The sequence below is a fragment of the Oceanicaulis sp. HTCC2633 genome (assembly GCF_000152745.1).
Classification (GTDB): Bacteria; Pseudomonadota; Alphaproteobacteria; order Caulobacterales; family Maricaulaceae; genus Oceanicaulis.
The window spans coordinates 2,979,355-2,996,005 of record NZ_CH672428.1 but is presented as its reverse complement, the minus strand read 5'-3'; the positions used below and the strand labels follow the sequence as shown (position 1 = coordinate 2,996,005).

Annotated in this window: 14 protein-coding genes; 5 read left to right on the top strand and 9 right to left on the bottom strand. The window is 64.5% G+C overall.

Features of this window, described 5'->3' with window-relative positions; translation table 11 throughout:
- Positions 1 to 118: 118 nt before the first annotated feature.
- On the bottom strand, positions 119 to 499 hold the full coding sequence (locus OA2633_RS14110) for a hypothetical protein (protein WP_009803256.1): 381 nt from the start codon (positions 497 to 499) through the stop codon (positions 119 to 121).
- Between the two features lie 34 nt (positions 500 to 533).
- A complete protein-coding gene (locus OA2633_RS14105; RefSeq protein WP_009803255.1) occupies positions 534 to 1,370 on the bottom strand; it encodes a universal stress protein in 837 nt (278 codons plus the stop codon).
- 95 nt (positions 1,371 to 1,465) lie between these two features.
- Between OA2633_RS14105 and OA2633_RS14100 the strand changes: the two genes are divergently transcribed.
- Both OA2633_RS14100 and OA2633_RS14095 read left to right on the top strand, forming a co-directional pair.
- Positions 1,466 to 2,122 (top strand): HD family hydrolase, encoded by a 657-nt coding sequence (locus tag OA2633_RS14100; protein WP_009803254.1) that lies wholly within the window; start codon positions 1,466 to 1,468, stop codon positions 2,120 to 2,122.
- Entirely contained in the window at positions 2,119 to 3,105 is a 987-nt protein-coding gene (locus OA2633_RS14095; protein WP_009803253.1) for an NAD regulator, read from the top strand. The genes OA2633_RS14100 and OA2633_RS14095 overlap by 4 nt, the downstream gene beginning before the upstream one ends.
- Here the strand turns inward: OA2633_RS14095 and OA2633_RS14090 are convergent.
- The gene (locus tag OA2633_RS14090) at positions 3,102 to 4,466 is read right to left on the bottom strand and encodes a sulfotransferase (protein ID WP_083783290.1); all 1,365 of its coding nucleotides are present in this window, start codon (positions 4,464 to 4,466) and stop codon (positions 3,102 to 3,104) included. The two genes, OA2633_RS14095 and OA2633_RS14090, sit on opposite strands and share 4 nt — an antisense overlap.
- 378 nt (positions 4,467 to 4,844) lie before the next feature.
- Between OA2633_RS14090 and nadA the strand changes: the two genes are divergently transcribed.
- The 3 genes from nadA to nadC are packed head-to-tail and all read left to right on the top strand — an operon-like array spanning position 4,845 to position 8,397.
- Positions 4,845 to 5,978: a quinolinate synthase NadA gene (gene nadA / locus OA2633_RS14085; RefSeq protein WP_009803251.1), complete on the top strand. Its 1,134-nt coding sequence runs from the start codon at positions 4,845 to 4,847 to the stop codon at positions 5,976 to 5,978.
- Positions 5,979 to 6,026: 48 nt separating this feature from the next.
- On the top strand, positions 6,027 to 7,550 hold the full coding sequence (locus OA2633_RS14080; RefSeq protein ID WP_009803250.1) for an L-aspartate oxidase: 1,524 nt from the start codon (positions 6,027 to 6,029) through the stop codon (positions 7,548 to 7,550).
- 1 nt (position 7,551) lies between these two features.
- A complete protein-coding gene (nadC, locus tag OA2633_RS14075) occupies positions 7,552 to 8,397 on the top strand; it encodes a carboxylating nicotinate-nucleotide diphosphorylase (RefSeq protein ID WP_009803249.1) in 846 nt (281 codons plus the stop codon).
- Here the strand turns inward: nadC and OA2633_RS14070 are convergent.
- From OA2633_RS14070 to OA2633_RS14045, 6 genes are all read right to left on the bottom strand, one after another.
- Positions 8,394 to 8,957, bottom strand: coding sequence for a hypothetical protein (locus tag OA2633_RS14070; RefSeq protein ID WP_009803248.1), 564 nt, complete (start codon positions 8,955 to 8,957; stop codon positions 8,394 to 8,396). The two genes, nadC and OA2633_RS14070, sit on opposite strands and share 4 nt — an antisense overlap.
- Before the next feature lie 96 nt (positions 8,958 to 9,053).
- Complete coding sequence (locus OA2633_RS14065) at positions 9,054 to 9,812, bottom strand: cell wall hydrolase (protein ID WP_009803247.1); 759 nt, start codon at positions 9,810 to 9,812, stop codon at positions 9,054 to 9,056.
- Between the two features lie 215 nt (positions 9,813 to 10,027).
- Positions 10,028 to 12,694: a pyruvate, phosphate dikinase gene (gene ppdK / locus OA2633_RS14060; protein ID WP_009803246.1), complete on the bottom strand. Its 2,667-nt coding sequence runs from the start codon at positions 12,692 to 12,694 to the stop codon at positions 10,028 to 10,030.
- Positions 12,695 to 12,747: 53 nt separating this feature from the next.
- The gene (gene glyS / locus OA2633_RS14055) at positions 12,748 to 14,883 is read right to left on the bottom strand and encodes a glycine--tRNA ligase subunit beta (protein WP_009803245.1); all 2,136 of its coding nucleotides are present in this window, start codon (positions 14,881 to 14,883) and stop codon (positions 12,748 to 12,750) included.
- Positions 14,884 to 14,912: 29 nt separating this feature from the next.
- Entirely contained in the window at positions 14,913 to 15,515 is a 603-nt protein-coding gene (locus tag OA2633_RS14050) for a glutathione S-transferase family protein (protein WP_009803244.1), read from the bottom strand.
- Positions 15,512 to 16,402 (bottom strand): glycine--tRNA ligase subunit alpha, encoded by an 891-nt coding sequence (locus OA2633_RS14045; RefSeq protein WP_009803243.1) that lies wholly within the window; start codon positions 16,400 to 16,402, stop codon positions 15,512 to 15,514. Before OA2633_RS14045 ends, OA2633_RS14050 begins: the two co-directional genes overlap by 4 nt.
- Positions 16,403 to 16,651 lie beyond the last annotated feature (249 nt).

The window sequence follows — 16,651 nt, the reverse complement described above, 5'->3', positions numbered from 1 at the left end:
GCCGCCAAAAACTAGAGCGTGGTTGCACTATTATCGAGCAGAGCAGTCTTGCCCGCCCAAGGAAAACCCCGGCGTCTGCAGCGCCGGGGTTTTGTCATCTCAGCCGTGGAGGACGGGACTAGCCGTGAACCTCGGTCGCTTCGGTGATCTTGTAGACGAGGTCATCGCCATCGGCTTCATGGATGGTGACGTAATCGCCATGACGCAGGGTGTGCTCGCCGAGCTTGTAAACCGGCTCGTCCGGGCCCTCCTGCGCCTCATCATAGTGGAAGAACCAGTTGGCGCCGCGATGGGTCAGCCAGCCGTCCGCCTTCTCGTCCTCTTCAGGAGAAAAGCGCAGCACGGTGCAGGCCTTCTTGTGGGCGCGCCACAGTTCGGCGTCGAGCTTGCCGTCCTTGTCCAGCGGCGCAGTGATCACATAGCCGCGCGAATCATCGCCGCCGGGAAAGCCTGCATCAGGGTTGCGGCTCAGCCGCAGGGTCAGACGGGTCAAAGCCATTCCAGCCTCCTCAAATCGTCTTTTCTGTAAGGGTTCAATGCGCCATCAGCAGGGACGGGCCATGCTCGGCGGTCAGCAATTGTCGCGTCACGCCGCCGAACATGAACTGGGCGATGCGCGAATGGCCATAGGCGCCGGCGACCAGAAGATCGGCCGTGTCCGCCGCATCCAGAAGCGCGTCTCCAAGGCCGCCCTTGCCGTCGATTTCCTGCGTCTTCGCCTTTACGCCGCGCGCAGCAAGCCAGTGCGTCAGGCGGTTCGGCGCAGACGCCGCCCGGTCGTGATAGTCAAGATTGCGCGAGCTGTGCAGCACCGTCACCTCGACGCCCGGACGGAACAGGGGCGCAGCCGCGAAAGCGGCGCGGGACGCTTCCTTGGAGCCGTCCCAGGCCACGGCAATGGATTTGGGCGGAATGGCGCCCTGGCGCGGCACGTAGATGGGACACCCCTCCTCGACCATGCAGGCGGCGGTGAAGTCCGCCAGAGGCCCGCGCCCCGCCGCGGCGCGCGGACAGGTCACAAGAAGGCGCACCAGTCGCGCCTGCTCGGCGGCTTCAGACGGGCTGTCTGTGACGCGCTTGAAGCTTGCGGCATCGCCCAGGTCATGCTCGGCGATCGTGGCGTCGAAACGCTTCTTGGCGTCCTCGCACGCCTTGGCGGCCTCTTCGCGGACCGTGTCTATGGCCGAGGAGACCACGGATGCGCCTGCCGCCCCGGGGCCGGTCCACAGCATGTAGGCTGCAGGGTCGGGTTCCACGAACAGCCCCCGCACGTCCGCCTCATACAGCGGCGCCAGCGCGCAGGCCGCTTTGAGGGGCGAGACATCACTGTCAGAGCCTTGCAGGGCGACCAGTATGCGTTCGGGCTTCATCAAATCCTCCCAAGGGGTTGTGACGCCGCCAATGTTCAGCAGCTCTTCTTGAACTTACGCTGTTTCACGATACGACGGAATTGAATGAAAGCCGAATGGAGCGGGACAAAGTGGCGCGGTCAGCACGTGGAGACGGCAAACCAGCGACCGAGAAACCGGTTCGCGCCTGGCAACGCATGCTGTCGGGACGTCGGCTGGACCTTCTGGATCCCTCGCCCTTTGACGTGGAGATCGACGACATCGCCCAGGGGTTGGCGCGGGTGGCGCGCTGGAACGGGCAGACCATGGGCGACCATGCCTTTTCGGTCGCCGAGCATTCGGTTGTGGTGGAGCAATTGTGCGGCCTGCTGGAGCCCGACTGGCCCGCCAAATGGCGGCTCGCCGCCCTGCTGCATGACGCAGCCGAGTACGTGATCGGCGATATGATCTCGCCCTTCAAGGCCGCTCTGGGCTATGATTACAAAGCGTTCGAAGCCCGGCTGGAGGGGGCGATCCACATGCGCTACGGCCTGCCGCCTGAACTGCCCAAGTCGATCAAGACCACGATCAAGCGGGCGGACCGGATCTGCGCCTATCATGAGGCGGTGCAGATCGCCGGCTTCACCGTGGAGGAAGGCCGCAAGCTCTTCGGTCGGCCGCCCGTGGAGGCGAAGGTGGAGATCAACCCGCTGCCCGTGAAAGCGGCGCAGGCCCTGTTTCTCGAGCGCTTTTCCGAGCTTCACACGCTGACCGAGGGAGAACTCGGTCGATGAAACCCGATCTCAACGCCGCCATCCAGCCGCTCGTGGTCGGACTCAACGCCGTGATCTTCGCGGCTTCCGAAGGCGAGTTGAAAGTACTGGTCACCGAGAGCGTTGAAGGCGGCGAGCCGGCCCTGCCCTTCGGTCCCTTCGACCCCAGCGCCCACCGCACTTTCGAGATCGGCCTGCGCGAATGGGTGCGGGACCAGACCGGGTTTGAACTCGGCTATGTGGAACAGCTCTACACATTCGGCGACCGGGGGCGCGAGGCGCCGCTGGCCGCGCTGGCGGGCGCGCAGGATGCGCGGGTGCTGTCCGTGGGGTATCTGGGCCTGACGCCGGACGCTCGCCCGCTGAACAATACTGAAGCGCATTGGGACAGCTGGACGCGTTTCTTCCCCTGGGAAGATCATCGCTGCGGCCGTCCCGCCATCCTGATCCGTGTCATAGAGCCGGCCTTGCGCTCCTGGTGTGATGAAGCCGCCGCGCCCGGTCGTCGCGCCGCGCGCTTTGATCGCGTCCGCGCCACTTTCGGTCTGGATGGCGCCCTGTGGAATGAAGAGCGCGCGCTTGATCGTTATGAGCTGCTGTACGAGGCTGGCCTCGTCGCAGAGGCCGCCCGCGACCGCGGCGAACCGAACGCCGCGCCGGACGGCATGGGCGTCGCCATGGCGTCGGACCATCGCCGCATCCTGGCGACGGCGCTCTCGCGTCTGCGCGGCAAGATCAAATACCGCCCCGTTGTGTTTGAACTGATGAGCGACAGCTTCACTCTGTCGGACCTGCAGCGCGTTGTGGAATCGGTCTCCGGCTTCCCCCTGCACAAGCAGAATTTCCGCCGCGCGCTGGATCGGGCCGGCTTCGTCGCAGGAACAGGCCGGGTGGAAAGCCAGACCGGCGGTCGCCCGGCCGAGCTTTACCGGTTCGCCCGCGAGAACCTGACCGCGGGCGCCGCCCTAGGCCTGTCCATTCCCCGCGCCAAGGAAAGCGGCTAGCGCGCCTTCTTCGCCAGCCTTTCCCGCCAGGCTTCATATCCGTCCGTGAATGCGGACAGCGCCTCGGCGCGCGCCTGTCCCCGACCCACGCCCGCCATGTGAATGGGATTGCGGACCTGATCGGAACTCCGGGTCCATTGCGCGCCGCGACGCTTGTTCACATCCAGACAGTCGCGCGACCAGTCCAGGCCGCAAAACTCGGCCATTCGCCGGCTCTCGCCCTCGGCGTCGCCGACGAGCGCCTCATAGGACTGGACATGCAGCGCCTGCGGCGCCAGATCGCGCCAGTGCGCCATGAGGTCCTCGTAAAGCGCGATATAGCCGCCAAGCTCGGCCAGGTCATAGGCATAGGGATGCAGGGTTCCGAGGAAATGGTTGGCGTAGATCGACCAGCCCATGTCCAGGCCGTTGCGGCGCATCTGGATGAGACTGGCGCGCGGCAGGATCAGACGGATCACGCCGATCAGCGCGAAATTGCCCAGCATCTTGTCGGTGAAGCGCTCCGCGCCCGGAAAGCGCTGGCGCACGGCGTTCGTGTAGATCTGCGCAAGGCTGACACGGTTTTGCGGGACGGCGCCCGGCAAGGCGTCCGCACGCCCGCCCGCCTGTTCATAGGCGCCCAGGGTTTCCGACAGGGTGGTGAGCTCGCTCCCGGCGGTGACGCCCGGCATGGCGGCCAGAATGGATTCGGTCAGGGTGGAGCCGCTGCGCGGCATGCCCACGATGAAGATCGGCGCCGCCTCAACCTCGATCGGAGCCGCTTTCGCCAGAGCCTCTGCAGAGAATACGGACTTGATCAGATCGAACTGCTGCTCGACCTGCTGCAAGTCAAAGGCATAGCTCTGGCGCAGGGCTGCGTTCGCGCGATGGAGCACCTCCATCTGCTGGTCCTCGCGCCCCAGATCGCCCAACGCCTTGGCCAGACCGAAGCCGGCTGACGCCCGCTCGGCTGTCAGCGGCGTTTCGTCCACAAAGCGTTCGAGACGTTTGAAGAACGCGTCTTCGGACACGGTCTTGCGGGCCAGGGCCGCCCGGAAGAAGGCGTCTGCATTCTCGGGCGCCAGACGGCTCAGCGCCTCATAGGTCTCGAAGGCGTCTTCCACTCGCCCCAGATTTCTCTGCGCATCTCCCAGATATTCAAGGGTCTGAGGATGCTCGGGCGTCAGAGCAAGCTGGGCGCGGAAGTCTGCTTCCGCCTCTTCAAGCCGTCCAAGCCCATAAGCGGCCTGTCCCCTGAAGAAGTGCAGGAAACCCGTGTCCGAGAGACGCTCAAGCAAGGCGGAATAGCCTTGGATTGCGTCCTGAAGGCGTCCCGCTGCATGCAAGGCGCGTGCGTGTTCAAAGGCTTGAGCTGTAGACATCCGAGAACTGACTGCGCCCTTCGACAACTTCCTGAGGTGTAGACGCTCTGATCAAGCCCCTAGGCGACCAGCTATGAAGGAAGTCCGGAGCTGTCTCAATCGCTTCAGCGGCCACCCTTTATTAACACTCAGTAATCTTTTCGCAATTCATGAGCAGAGGGCTGAGTTCGGGCCTTCCCGAGGCCGTGTTCCGCCATCATGACCCGTCATGAAAGTTTCAACTTGCCACCCCCTTTCATCGGCGTATATTCGCCCCCACTTAGGCTCATGTAGAGCAAAAGGTCGGCGACACCTTCGAGTGATCGCCGTCGTTTAAGGCCCTTGAAATGCTCATATCGAGCATAAGTCTGCACATAAGAGGGCTGAAGGAGGACGACCATGGACGGCATGAGCTGGACTGAAACCGGTAAGGACGCCGCCGAGCGCATCTGGCCCGAGGCGAGCGCGCTTGTGTATGACGACGCCGTCAAGGCGCGCACGGATCATCTCTATGCGCGCGTCAAGGACGTGGTCACCCCGATGGAATGGCCGGCCTTCGCGCCGCTGATCGACGCCATCAACCAGCTCAAGGCTCTGCGTGGCGCGACCATCCTGGCGCACAACTACATGACGCCGGAAATCTTCAACTGCGTCGGCGATATTACCGGGGATTCCCTGAAACTCGCCCAGGTCGCCGCCGAAGCGGAAGAAGACATCATTCTGCAGGCCGGCGTGCATTTCATGGCCGAAACCGCCAAGATCCTGTCGCCGAACAAGACCGTGCTGATCCCCGACATCGAAGCGGGTTGCTCGCTCGCGAGCTCCATCACCGGCGCGGACGTGCAGGCGATCAAGGCGGCCTATCCCGACTATCCCATCGTCACCTATGTGAACACGTCCGCCGAGGTGAAGGCCTATTCGGATATCTGCTGCACCAGCTCGAACGCCGTCCAGGTGGTCGAGGCTGTGGCCAAGCAGTGGAACACCGATACGGTCATCATGATCCCCGATCAGTATCTGGCGAAAAACGTCGCCGCCCAGACCGGCATCAAGATCCTGACCTGGCAAGGCGAGTGCGAAGTGCACGAGCAGTTCACGCCGCAGGATATTCAGGATCTGCGAGACGCGCACCCCGAAGCGGTGATCATCACCCACCCCGAATGCCCGCCCGAAGTGATGGCCGCGGCCGATTTCGCCGGCTCCACCGGGGCGATGGCCGCCTATGTCAAAGACAAGGCGCCGAAAAAGGCGATCCTGATCACCGAGTGCTCGATGAGTGACAATGTCTCTGTCGAGAACCCCGGCGTTCAGTTCATCAAGCCCTGCAATCTGTGCCCGCACATGAAGCGCATCAGCCTGACCAATATCTATGAAGCGCTGCGCGACATGAAACACGAGGTCGAGGTCGATCCGGTGATCGCGGAGAAAGCCAAGGCCAGCCTGCAAGCCATGCTGGACCTGCCCAAGGCTGACAATCCGCCGAGCTTTGACACCGGTAAACCGCTGGCCAACGTGCCTTATGTGGCGATCTGAATCTGACAAGCGCCCGCTCCGGCGGGCGTTTTCTTCTGTGGTGATGCTTTGACCCACCCCATCCTCATTGTCGGCGCCGGGATCGCCGGGTTGTGGACGGCCTTGAAGGCCGCGCCCCATCCCGTCGTCCTGCTGACGGGCTCCACCCTGGGGGATGGCTCCTCGACCGGCTGGGCGCAGGGCGGGGTGGCGGCGGCGCTTGGCCCTGATGACAGCGCGGCGCTGCATGCCCGCGATACGGTGATGGCGGGCGCCGGGCTGGTGGATGAGACCGCCGCCATGGTGCTGGCGAGCGCAGGGGCCAGCGAAGTCCGCGCCCTCTATGACATCGGCGCCGGGTTTGAACGCAAGAAAACTGGCGGCTGGTCCTTGTCGCGCGAGGCCGCGCACTCGGTCGCCCGCGTCGCCCGGATGAAGGGTGATCAGGCAGGAGCGGGCATTCTCGCCGCTCTGATTACCGCCGTGCGCGAGGCCGACCATATCGAGATCCGGGACGGCTGGCGCGCCGAAGCCCTGCTGCCCGATCAGGCCAGGGGCTGCGCCGGTGTTCTGGCGCGGGATCCTGAAGGCAGGCTGCACCCGATCGAAGCAAGCCATACCGTGCTCGCCACGGGCTCTATTGGCGGGCTTTATGCGGTCACCACCACGCCCTGGACCAGCCAGGGGCAGGCCATGGTGATGGCGGCCCAGCTGGGCGCGGTGATCCGTGATCCCGAATTTGTCCAGTTTCACCCCACCGCCATTGATATTGGCCGCGACCCGGCGCCGCTGGCCACTGAAGCCCTGCGCGGGGAAGGCGCAGTACTGATTGACCGCAACGGCCATCGCTTCATGCCGGACGTGCATGAGCTGGCCGAGCTGGCGCCGCGCGACGTGGTCGCCCGCGCCGTTCATGCGCAGAACCTGTCGGGCGCGGGCGCCTATCTCGATGCCCGCGAGGCGGTGGGCGCGGCGTTTCCTGACCATTTCCCGGCGGTCTTCGCAGCGTGCATGAGCGGCGGCGTTGATCCGCGCACCGATCCGATCCCGGTCGCCCCGGCCGCCCACTATCATATGGGCGGGGTGGAAACCGATCTTGATGGCTTTACCGGCGTGCCGGGCCTGTGGGCGGTGGGTGAATGCGCCTCCACGGGCGTTCATGGCGCGAACCGTCTGGCGTCCAACTCATTGCTGGAAGGTCTGGTCTTTGGCCATCGCGCCGCGGACGCCATCAGGCGCGCGCCCAGCCGCACGGTGAAGACCGGAGAGGCCAAGACCCCGCCCGCCCTGCCTCACAGCGCCCTGCAGACCCTGCGCGCCAACATCAGCGCGCACGCCGGCGTCATCCGCGATGCGGAGGGGCTGAGTGCGCTCTCCACCCTGATTCACGCGTTGGAAGCCGAGCACGGCGCTGCGCCGGCCCTGGTCGCCGCGCGCTTTCTGACCCAGGGCGCGCTGGCGCGCGAGGAAAGCCGGGGCGGGCACAGCCGCACGGATTTCCCGCACACCGCCCCCCGGGGCGGCCATACCCGCCTGAAACTTGCTGACCTCTACCCGGCGCAGGCCAAGCTGCGCCAAGCCGGAGCCGCCTGACATGACCCCTGCCCTGCCGCGCCACATCATCCACGCGCTCGTCACCCGTGCGCTCGAGGAAGATCTGGGCGGGCGCGGCGATGTCACCTCGCTCGCCACCATTCCGGCCGACAGGAATGCGAGCTTTGTCATCGCAAGCCGCGCCAATGGCGTGCTGGCCGGCCGGCAGGCCGCCGACGCCTGTTTTGATCAGGTGGATCGCGATATCGCCGTCACCTGGCGCAAGCGCGACGGTGATATTCTGGAAAAAGGCGATGTGGTCGCCCTGGTCGAAGGGCCAGCCCTTGGCATCCTGACGGCGGAACGCCCGGCGCTGAATTTTCTCGGGCGGATGAGCGGCATCGCCACGCTTACTCGCCAGTATGTCACAGCCATCGCGGACACGGGCGCAGTCATCGCGCACACCCGCAAAACCACGCCGGGCCTGCGCGCAGTCGAATTGCAGGCGGTGCGCGCGGGCGGCGGCAGCTATCACCGCTACGGCCTCGATGACGCCATCCTGATCAAGGATAACCATGTGGCCGTGTGCGGCTCGGTCGGGGAAGCGGTGAAACGCGCCCGCTCCTTCGCCGGTCACATGACCCGCGTCGCGGTCGAGGTGGATCGGCTCGATCAGCTCGAAGAGGCCCTCTCCGCGGGCGCGGAGAGCGTGCTGCTCGATAATTTCAGCCTGGACGATCTGCGCGCCGCAGTGCTTCTGACCGATGGCCGCGCCAATCTGGAAGCCTCGGGCGGGGTCAATCTGGAGACTGTCCGCGCCATCGCGGAAACCGGCGTCGATGTGATCAGCGTTGGCGCCCTGACCCATTCCGCGCCCAATTTCGATCTGGGGCTCGACGAGCGCTAGGCCGCCAGCCAGCGCTTCATCTGCGGAAACGGGCCCGGATCGGCCGGATCGCCAAAGGGCGGCGGGGCCGAGCACAGCTCAGCTCGAACAAGCCCCTGAACGCCAGGGAAGAAGCCCTGCGCCACCTGCATCATCACCAGCTGCGGCGCACCGCCATGCTGGCCGCCATAGCCTTGCTCCCAGAACACGCACGCGGGCGACACGCCCGCCGCCAGCGCCGCGGCATAGGACCAGGCGATGGCTTGCGGTTCGGTGCGGGCGATCTGGGCCGCTTCCGCGTCAGTAACACCAAGCTCCGGGTCCGCGATCAGGGCGGCGGCGCAGGCGTCGATATTACCGTCGAGATGATTGCGCAAACGCCCCGGAGCGACAGCCAGATGCCCCGCCTCATGCAGGATGTCGCCAGGCGAGCCCAGACGCTCGGGATCGACGACCAGAGCGCCCTTCTTGATCACCACGCCGGGCAGGAAGCTGTCCTCTGACAGCGCCGATCGCGTCACGGGCAATCCGATCCGGTTCAGGAACATCTCGATGGGCGCCAGCGCCTCGGCATGGATCATGATCGCTCCCCCATAGGGAGAACTCTATCGCCCTTCAGGCGATCAGGCCATGGATCCGCAATCAAAAAGGCCGCCCATCGGGCGGCCTTTTCATCGTCAGGCTTCACGCTCGGCGAGCAGTCGTCGCTCAGAGCGATTGGGGAAGCGGTAGAAGACATGCGAGCCGATGCGCCGGGTTCGCACCAGCGTATCATTCCAGTGCGGGTCGACCGCCGTGGTGTGGTAGTGCGTCGCGCGGTTGGTCACCGGACGGGCAAAGCCCATCAGGGCATGGTCGGCCACGTTTTGCGCCCGCTCCCAGCCCCGACCATAGGGCGCGACCGCCATCGAGCCGTCGCAGGTGAAGGTGAACTGGCAGCCCGTCGAGCGCTCGGCGCCCTGATAGACCACGCCGCAGATCGTGTTCGGATAGGCGCGATGCAGCGAGCGGTTGATCACCACTTCGGCCACCGCCATCTGGCCCGCCAGCGTCTCGCTGCGCGCTTCGTAATAGATGGCTTCGGCCAGACAGCGACGCTCACGCGCGGCGTTGCGGGCGGCGTCGAGCTCATTGAGATTGAGCGCACCGACGCTGTCGATGGCGCGCTGAACCAGCACGGCGCCCTCCACGGGATCGGAATCGATCTCGAAGCTGGCGAAGGTGAAGGGCGTGTCGGCGCTCTGCGGGGTCCGGCTCTGTTCGAATTCCAGGAATTCCAGCGCCAGTTCGCGAAGATCGCCGGCCTCGTCCTGCTCTTGCGCCCGTTCCGGCGCCAGGCTCACGCCCAGCGCGATGACAGCGAACGCCGCCAGCACGCCGAAACCGGCCAGGGCGCTCTTGGCGCGAAGGAGAAGAGTCGTAACCGTCAAGTTCACAAAACTCCAAGGGGCTCGCCCTCAATCAGGGACGCAGCGCCATCAGCAAGATCAGGACCATGAATGAGTGTCCTGAACGCGCTCACCGTCTAAGTGGTGGGCTTGGATGAAGCCGGGGTCAATAAGGATCGACTATGCCCGAAATAAGGCGCGAAACCGCCCCTGCAAGAGCAGAGACGGTTCCTTGTTGATCTCACAATGACTTAGCGCGCCGTTCAATCACCGCTCTTGAGAACGGCCTGCGCCGCCGCCAGGCGCGCAATCGGCACCCGGTATGGCGAACAGGACACATAATCGAGCCCGGCCGATTCGCAGAAGCGGATCGAGGCGGGATCCCCGCCATGCTCGCCGCAAATCCCCAGTTTCAAACCGGGACGGGTGGCGCGACCGCGCTCGGCGGCGATCTTAACGAGATCCCCGACGCCGTCCTGATCGAGGGAGACGAACGGGTCCTTCTCGAAAATGCCCGCTTCCAGATACTCGCTCAGGAACTTGCCCGCGTCATCGCGCGACAGGCCGAACGTGGTCTGGGTCAGGTCATTGGTGCCGAAGGAGAAGAACTCGCCATGCTCGGCAATGTCACCGGCGCGCAGCGCGGCGCGCGGTAGTTCGATCATGGTGCCGATCAGGTATTGCGGACGCTTGCCGGTCTCGCGATCAACCTCGTCAGCAACAGCCTCGACGCGGACCTTCAGGATTTCGAGTTCTTTCGCAGTGGCCACGAGCGGGATCATCACCTCGGCGACCGGTTTGACGCCGGTTTCCTTCTCCACAAGCGCCTGCGCCTCGAAAATGGCGCGCGCCTGCATCTCGTAGATTTCGGGGAAGGTGATCCCCAGGCGACAGCCGCGATGGCCCAGCATGGGGTTGGATTCCGACAGATCCTTGGCGCGTTCCCAAAGGCCCTGGGCGGGCAGGCCCGTCGCATCGGCCACCGCCTGCACATCCTCTTCGGTGTGCGGCAGGAATTCATGCAGCGGCGGGTCCAAGAGGCGGATGGTGCACGGACGGTCTTCCATGATGCGGAAGATTTCCGCGAAATCGTCACGCTGCATGGGCAAGATCTTGGCCAGCGCCGCGATGCGGCCGGTCTGGTCTTCGGCCAGGATCATCTCACGCACGGCCGCAATGCGGTCGGCGTCAAAGAACATGTGCTCGGTGCGGCACAGGCCGATGCCTTCCGCGCCGAACTCCTTGGCCGTCTGGACATCGGCGGGGGTTTCGGCGTTGGCGCGCACCTTCATGCGGCGCGCCTTGTCGGCCCAGGTCATAAGCGCCGCGAAATCGCCGGTCATTTCCGGCTTGATCATCGGCGCTTCACCCATCAGCACTTCGCCAGTGGCGCCGTCCACGGTGATGATGTCGCCATCCTTCACCACACGGCCCCGCGCGGTGAAGCTGCGGGCGTCATTGTCGATGCGGATTTCGCCGGCGCCGGAGACGCACGGACGGCCCATGCCGCGCGCCACGACGGCGGCGTGGCTGGTCATGCCGCCGCGGGCGGTGACGATGGCCTGGGCGGCGTGCATGCCGTGAATGTCTTCCGGGCTGGTCTCGACGCGCACCAGAATGACCTTCTCGCCCTGCGACGCGCGGGTCTCGGCCTCGTCCGCGTCAAACACCACAGCGCCCGATGCCGCGCCGGGGCTCGCGGGCAGGCCCTTGGCCAGCACATCGCGCGTATAGCTTTCATCAATGGTGGGGTGCAGCAGCTGATCGAGCTGGGTCGGATCGACGCGCAGAACGGCCTCGTCCTCGCTGATCAGGCCCTCGGCCACCATTTCCACGGCGATCTTCAGCGCCGCCTTGGTGGTGCGCTTGCCGTTGCGGGTCTGCAGCATCCACAAACGGCCCTGCTCGACCGTGAACTCAATGTCCTGCATGTCGCGATAATGGTTCTCGAGATTGTCGAAAACCTCGCACAGCTGGGCGAACACGTCCGGCATGGCGGTTTCCATGGACGGCAGATGGTCATCCATCTTCTTGCGCATGGCTTCGGTCAGGCATTGCGGCGTGCGGATGCCCGCCACCACGTCCTCGCCCTGGGCGTTGATCAGGAACTCGCCGTAATAGCCCTTCTCGCCGGTGGACGGGTCGCGGGTGAACGCGACGCCCGTGGCCGAGGTGTCGCCCATATTGCCGAACACCATCGCCTGAACGTTCACCGCCGTGCCCCAGCTGGCGGGGATGTCGTACATGCGGCGATAGGTGATGGCCCGGTCATTCATCCAGGAGCCGAACACCGCCCCGATCGCGCCCCAGAGCTGGTCGCGGGGATCGGTGGGGAACGGGAAATCAAGCGCGCGCTGAACGGCCTTCTTGTACTGCGCGATCACCTCTTCCCACTCTTCAGCGGTGATTTCGGTGTCGAGATTGTAGTCGCGCTCTTCCTTGAAGGTCTCAAGGATCTCCTCGAACGTGGAGTGCGGCACGCCCAGCACCACGTCCGAATACATGGTGATGAAACGGCGATAGCTGTCGAGCGCGAAGCGGCGGTCGCCCGAAAGCTTGGCGAGGCCTTCGGTGGTCTCGTCATTGAGGCCGAGGTTCAGCACCGTATCCATCATGCCCGGCATGGAGGCGCGGGCGCCCGAGCGCACCGAGACCAGAAGCGGGTTGGACGGATCGCCAAACTTTTTGCCGACCTTGGCTTCAAGATCGGCCAGCGCCGCCTCGACCTGATCATTCAGATCAGACGGATACTCGCGGTCGTTCTCATAGAAAGCGGTGCACACCGCCGTGGTGAGCGTAAAGCCGGGCGGAACCGGCAGGCCGAGCTTGGCCATTTCAGCCAGGTTCGCGCCCTTGCCGCCCAGAAGATTGCGATCCTCGCGGTCGCCGTCCGCCGAACCGCCGCCGAATGCATAGACCCACTTCGTCATGGGGCTCACCTTCCTGATCGTCAAAACGGAGAAAAGAGCAGACGCCCCCGCGCCTACCCTTCCAACCGTGAGAAATCCGCCACTTGATCAGCTGCTGCGCGAATCCGCGACAACAGCAACAATCTATTGCGACGCACCATAGAATCTTCTGCGTTCACGACAACCGCCTCGAAGAAGGCGTCGACCGGTTCGCGCAGTTGCGACAGCGCCGACATGGCGCCTTCAAAGTCTTCCGATGTCAGAGCAACCGACGCCACCTCGTCCGCGCCCTCAATGGCCGCGATCAGCGCGCGCTCTTCAGCGGCGTCCGCAGTCTTGGCGATGGCGATCATCAGGGCGGCGTCCGTGTCCTTATCCGAGCCGGAAACAGCTTCGGCGCGGGCCGATGCAAGATCGAAGCCCTTCTTCTCTTCCGCCGTCAGAATGTTCGCCGCCCGGCGATAGCCCTGCAGCAGCGCCTGACCATCGTCTGAATTCATGAAGGCCTGCAGCGCGCGCGCCTTCTTGGTGACGCGCACCAGATCGTCATCACCCAGCGCGAACACGGCGTCGATGACGTCGTGCTTCACGCCTTCATCCTTGAGGTGGACCTTCAGGCGGTCGGCACAGAAGGCGAGGAGGTCATCGCGCTTGGCAATCATGTCACCCTGCACGCCACCATCACCACCAGCGGAGTCGAGAACAGTCGGCGAGAAGAGCTTTTTGAGAGCCAGACGATAATCCCCATCCAGCAAAATCCGGATCACGCCCAGCGCCGCGCGGCGCAGGGCGAACGGGTCTTTCGAGCCGGTCGGTTTTTCATCAATCGCCCAGAAGCCGACCAGCGTATCCAGCTTGTCCGCCAGCGCGACGGCGGCGCTGACCGGCGCGGTCGGCACATCATCGGACGGGCCTTGGGGTTTGTAATGATCCTTGATGGCGTCGGCGATCTGCGGATCAAGGCCGGCGTCGAGCGCGTAATAGCGGCCCATCGCGCCCTGAAGCTCGGGAAATTCATAGACCATCTGGCTGACGAGATCGGCTTTCGCCAGACGCGCGGCCTTCTCGGCCATGTCCGCATCTGCGCCCACGACCGGCGCCAGCTCGCGCGCCAGCTTGGCCACGCGCTCGACCTTGTCGGCCACACTGCCCAGCTTTTCGTGGAAGGTGACCTTGCCAAGCTCTGACGCCATCGCCTCAAGCCCGGTCTTGCGATCCAGATCCCAGAAATGCCGCGCGTCTGACAGGCGGGCGGAGAGCACGCGGGCATTGCCCGCCGCAATCGCCTTGCCGCCATCGGGCGCGTCCTGATTGGCCAGAACCACGAATTTGCTGGTCAGCCGCTGAGATTTCGGATCACGCACCGCGAAGTATTTCTGGTGCGTCTTCATGGTCAGCGCGATGACTTCCGGCGGCAGGTCGAGGAAGTCGGGGTCCATATCGCCAAGGATCGGCGCAGGATGTTCGACCAGCCCCGTCACCTCTTCCAGAAGCCCCTGATCCTCGATCAGCTCCAGCCCCGCCTCTTCACAGACGCGGCGGGCGCCGTCGAGCACCAGCTGTTTGCGCTCGTCCCGGCGCAGGATCACGCCATTTTTGCGCAGCTTGGCTTCGTAATCGGCAAAGTCCCTGACCGAGAATGGGCCGGAGCCGTGAATGCGGTGGCCGTCGGTGACATCGCCGGAATTGATGCCAAAGACCTCGGTCTTGATGACCTGACCGTCGAGCAAAGAGATCAGCGAGCGCAGCGGGCGCACCCAGCGCTGGGCCGTCTCGCCCTTGCCGAACTTCATGGATTTGGGCCAGGGGAAGCTCTTGAGGATGTCGGGGATGGCTTCAGCGATCACCTCGGCGGTCTCCCGCCCCGGCTTCTCGATGACGGCGATATAGAAGCTGCCCTTCTTGCCCTCTTCGATCTTGCACTGATCAAGGCTGGTGATCCCGGCGCCGCGCATGAAGCCTTCGAGCGCCTTTTCCGGCGCATCGGTGCGCGGACCCTTGCGTTCCTCGCGCACATCCTCGGTCTTCAGCGGCAGCCCCTCGATCACGACACCCAGACGACGCGGGCCGGAGAAGGCCTCAAGGCTGTCCCATTTCAGGCCCGCCTCTTTCAGGCGGTCCGACATCAGACGGGCAAGGTCCTCCTCGGCGCGCGCCTGCATGCGCGCGGGGATTTCCTCGCAGAAGATTTCAAACAGAAACTGGGCCATGGGGAGGTGTGATACTCGGAAGGTCTGTGTCAGGAATTCTGGGTGGCGAAGGCGCGCTGGAAGGCGGGCCGTTCGGTCATCCGCTGGGCGTAGGCGCTCATGGCCGGGGTCTTGGGGAACATGCCGAACTGCATCGCCCAGTTCACCGCCCCGCCCACAATCAGGTCCGCCGCGGTGAACCAGTCACCGAACAGATACGGGCTCGCCAGCGACAGGCGGTTCTCCAGAACCCGCGCCACCAGCTGCACATTGCCCCAGCCGGCCGAGCGTTGATTGGTCTCGAACTTCATGCCCGCCTGCAGCATGGCCGGCTCGATGGAGGCGGCCTGGAAGACGATCCAGCGCAGATACTCGCCCCGGCGCGGATCATCGATTTCCGGCGCCAGATTGGCGTTGTCCTTGTACTTGTCCGCCAGATAGAGCGCGATGGCGACCGTTTCGGTCACGACCGTGTCGCCATCCACGATCACCGGGATCTTGCCCATCGGGTTCAGCGCCAGAAAGCTTTCCGACCGCATGGAGCCGTCTTCATAGTCGACTGGCTTGAGGTCGTAGGACACGCCGAGCTCTTCCAGCAGCCACAGCGTCATCACCGCCCGCGATTGCGGGTTGTAGTACAGATGCACGGTCATGCCGCTTGCTCCTCGCGTTGTTTTTCAAGCGCCACCCAAGCGCTGGCGCAGCCCTTGGCCAGTTCGCGCACCCGCGCGATCCAGCTGGCGCGCTCGGCCACCGAGATCGCCCCGCGCGCATCCACCAGATTGAAGAGGTGCGACGCCTTCAGGCACCAGTCATAGGCGGGCAGCGGCAGCGGCGTCTCCAGCGCGAGAAGCGCCTGACACTGTTTCTCTGCGTCGGCGAACCATTTGATCAGCATGTCCACATCGGCATGCTCGAAATTGAAGGTCGATTGCTGACGCTCGTTCTCGAGGAACACGTCGCCATAGCTCATCCCGGCGCCGTTGAAGTCGAGGTCGTAGACGTTCTCGACGCCCTGCACATACATGGCGAGGCGTTCCAGACCATAGGTCAGCTCGCCTGAAACGAGCTCCACATCAAGACCGCCAACCTGCTGGAAATACGTGAACTGGCTCACTTCCATGCCGTCGCACCAGACTTCCCAGCCCAGCCCCCAGGCGCCCACGGTGGGGTTCTCCCAGTCGTCTTCCACAAAGCGCACATCATGCAGCTTGCGATCAATGCCGATGGCGTCGAGTGAACCCAGATACAATTCCTGCAGATTGGCCGGGCTCGGCTTCAGCAGGACCTGGAACTGATAATAGTGCTGCAGGCGATTGGGGTTCTCGCCATAGCGGCCATCGGCGGGACGACGCGAGGGCTGCACATAGGCCGCCCGCCAGGGCTTGGCGCCCAGAGACCGCAGCGTCGTCGCCGGGTGCAGCGTGCCCGCGCCCACTTCGGTGTCATAGGGCTGCAGGATGGCGCAGCCCTGATCGGCCCAATAGCGCTGAAGGATGAGGATCAGATCCTGAAAGCTCGGGGCTTTTGAAGCGGTCATCGGCGGGCGTCCGGTCGGCAGTTTTCAAGGAAAGCGCCCGACAGGAAATCGCGGACGCAAAAGCGCGCGCGACACTAGGCCCGCCAGCGCCCCCGATCAAGCAAGAGGGGCGGTGAGAGCGGTGATCCCTTCTGAATTCCCGAGCGAACAGCGCGAGGCCCGGAAAATGCCTCCGCTTAAGCGCTCTATCCTGCATAAGGCCCCAGCTCTGCACTGCGCTTGGCCGGGATTTCAGCATTTATGTGTGTC